At 48.0% G+C, this 2,295-nt stretch carries 3 protein-coding genes; 1 reads left to right on the top strand and 2 read right to left on the bottom strand.

Annotated features, from left to right (window positions below):
- Nucleotides 1-38 precede the first annotated feature (38 nt).
- Both J3353_RS15825 and J3353_RS15830 read right to left on the bottom strand, forming a co-directional pair.
- Nucleotides 39-827 (bottom strand): ParA family protein, encoded by a 789-nt coding sequence (locus tag J3353_RS15825; RefSeq protein WP_207685225.1) that lies wholly within the window; start codon nucleotides 825-827, stop codon nucleotides 39-41.
- Nucleotides 827-1,696 carry a DUF6017 domain-containing protein gene (locus J3353_RS15830; protein ID WP_207685226.1) on the bottom strand — a complete coding sequence of 290 codons (870 nt, stop codon included), beginning with the start codon at nucleotides 1,694-1,696 and terminating at the stop codon, nucleotides 827-829. Before J3353_RS15830 ends, J3353_RS15825 begins: the two co-directional genes overlap by 1 nt.
- Nucleotides 1,697-2,192: 496 nt before the next feature.
- On the opposite strand from J3353_RS15830, the gene J3353_RS16445 reads away from it, so the two are divergent.
- Nucleotides 2,193-2,295 (top strand): DUF6061 family protein (locus J3353_RS16445; protein WP_242701012.1); only part of this gene is annotated, 103 nt, incomplete at its 3' end.

The raw sequence follows: 2,295 nt of genomic DNA on the forward strand, positions 1-2,295 counted from the left end.
GGATGGTTGGCGGATTTTTTCATTTTAGGGCTTGACTTTTAATAGTTAGTCTTCGTCAGAGAGCGGTAGGCTTCGGCCACCTTGCCTTTGGGGTCATGCTGGAAAATGCTTTTGCCCACGGCACTGATCTCCGCAGCGCGGACAGACCGGGGAATGGTCTGGTCGAACACTTTGATCTTGCTGCCGTAAGCACCTCGAATCAGGTTGTCGATCTGCTGCCCATAGTTGGTGCGGCTATCTGTCATAGTCAGCAGAATGCCCTCAATTTTTAATTTCGGGTTTATCTGCCGCCGGACTTTTTGGACGGTCTGCAAAAGCTGTTCCAGACCTTTTGCGGAAAGGTACTGCGCCTGCACCGGAATCAGGGTGGTGTCTGCCGCCGCCAGTGCATTGACGGTCAGCATCCCAAGTGAAGGGGTGCAATCCAGCAGAATGAAATCGTAGTCGTGCTTTGCGCCTTCCAGCACCTGTTTCAGCATCTTCTCCCGGTTCATGCAGTTGACAAGGGAAACTTCCAGCCCTGCCAGTTCAATGTTTGCCGGAATCAAGTCAACGCCCTCCGCATGGTGCAGGATGCCTTCACCGGGCGGAATGCTCTGGTCGTTCATGGCTTTTGCCATCAAGGTGGAAAGGGTAGTGGGCAGTTCATCGGGCTGCTGCCAGCCCATGCTGATGGTCAAGCTGCCCTGCGGGTCAGCGTCCACCAGCAGAACTTTCTTGCCCTCCATCGCCAGACCGATGCCCAGATTTTCACAGGTGGTGGTCTTGCCAGTGCCGCCCTTCTGGTTGACGATGGCAATCGTGGTTGCTTTCTTTGAAATTCTCATCACCTCCGATTCGCTAAGTCGTGGTTGGTTTGGTTCTGGTAGGAAAGCTGCATGGTGGTGGGTGAGTTGTACAGAGAAGCCAGCAGGTATTGTTTCATGTTACGGATCGGATTGCTGTTCTCTGCAAGGCACTTCAGCACAAAGCGGATATGGTCGGCGTTCAGCTTCATAAACCGGCTGCGTACCACCTCGGCGGGCTTATCGTCCCCGGCAATGCGCAGCAGCTTGCGTTTGGTGGCGCAGGTGTCCACCAGCAAATTCACGATTTGATAGAGGGTATCTTCATCATCCGGGCAGAGCCGGAGAAGAAGGTCTATCTCCAAAGAGCATGAGAAATATTCTTCGAGCAGTTCACGATTCTTCATCTTCTCCGATTCGTCGGAAAGGATAAGATTCGTATTATTCATCTCTGTTTTATTCTCTTTTTTCTTAATACCTCGTGATTTTACCGGGTCTTGACAAGCGATTTTAGAGCCACAAGAATCGTCATTATCACGATTCTTGACACTCTCCTTTGAAGATTCTGCCGAAAAGTTTTTCACATACACCAAACATGGCTTTCCTTGCCCTCGACGTTTTCGTTCAATCAAACCAAATTCTTCAAGTTCCCGGAGCAGTCTGGTCGCTTTGTTGTCTGCGCAACGCAAAGTCCTCTTGACATCCTCAATCGTGAAGATGATGAACACTCGACCTTTTTTGTCAAACCATTCATTTTTAACAGAAAGGCTCATGCGGTCAAGCAGGATGCCGTACAGAGTTTTGGCATCGGTTGACAGATCTTGAAACCGCTGCTCCTGAAAAAGAGCCTTTGGAATGCGGAAGAACGAAAAGAGTTCTCCGGCCTGTCCGTAAAAGTAGTCAAGGGTCATACAATTCTGTCAAGGATGAAAAAACAACGATGGTTCATTGACATGGTTGACAAATCCTCCTTATAGATAATTCGTGCAAACAAAAAGCGCAACTTCGATTGATGAAAATCGAAATTGCGCGATGTAACTTAGCTGGGGGAGAAAAGTCATTTGTCGGGGTCGTTTGACCACAATTTGACCACAAAAGGAATGAAACGTCTTGACATCCAATGAAACAGAATGATATAATACATTTGAAATTTAACGATACTGAGTCTAGGCAGTATCGGATTGTACATTGTGTTTTCGAGAGAAGCACAATGGGGTTCAAGAGGCCGTGAGTTCGATTCTCGCCACTCGGACCAAACAAAAATAATCCGAACTTGTTTCCGATAGGAGATGGGTTCGGATTATTTGTTTTCTTCGGAAAATTCAATATGGGTGTCCGTGGAAGATGAAATCCGAAATCATAGATTGACCGACATAAGCTACAACATGATTTCAGGAGGACACGAACATGAAGTATGATGAAAGCGTTTGCAAGTTTAATATGGATACCGGATGTGTGGAGCTGCTGCTCCGGGATGGAAGAAAAATTTCCATCGACTGCACCGGGGTCG

This window comes from Faecalibacterium sp. Marseille-Q4137, from assembly GCF_017377535.1.
Lineage (GTDB): Bacteria > Bacillota > Clostridia > Oscillospirales > Ruminococcaceae > Faecalibacterium > Faecalibacterium duncaniae.

Coding starts and splice junctions, on each gene's coding strand:
- J3353_RS15830 (WP_207685226.1), bottom strand. CDS start 1,696: ATGACCCTTGACTACTTTTACGGACAGGCCGGAGAACTCTTTTCGTTC.
- J3353_RS15825 (WP_207685225.1), bottom strand. CDS start 827: ATGAGAATTTCAAAGAAAGCAACCACGATTGCCATCGTCAACCAGAAG.